The 296-nt window shown below is 69.3% G+C and carries 1 protein-coding gene; it reads left to right on the forward strand.

Translation table 11 applies throughout. The features are described from left to right. Positions 1 to 296 (forward strand): vitamin B12 dependent-methionine synthase activation domain-containing protein (locus ADK64_RS13430; RefSeq protein ID WP_159046227.1); only part of this gene is annotated, 296 nt, incomplete at both ends.

A 296-nucleotide genomic window follows, 5' to 3' on the forward strand; every position in this document is an offset into this window, starting at 1 on the left:
CGAGGCCAACTCCTACCGCGACTACCTCGAACTGCACGGCCTGTCCGTGCAGTTGGCCGAGGCGCTCGCCGAGTACTGGCACGCCCGCGTCCGCAGCGAGCTGGGCTTCGCCGGCGAGGACCCGGCCGACATCGAGGACATGTTCGCCTTGAAGTACCGGGGTGCCCGCTTCTCCCTCGGTTACGGTGCCTGCCCGAACCTGGAGGACCGCGCGAAGATCGCCGAGCTGCTGCGGCCCGAGCGGATCGGCGTCCACCTGTCCGAGGAGTTCCAGCTGCACCCCGAACAGTCCACCG

This window comes from Streptomyces sp. MMG1121, from assembly GCF_001280015.1.
Classification (GTDB): Bacteria; Actinomycetota; Actinomycetes; order Streptomycetales; family Streptomycetaceae; genus Streptomyces.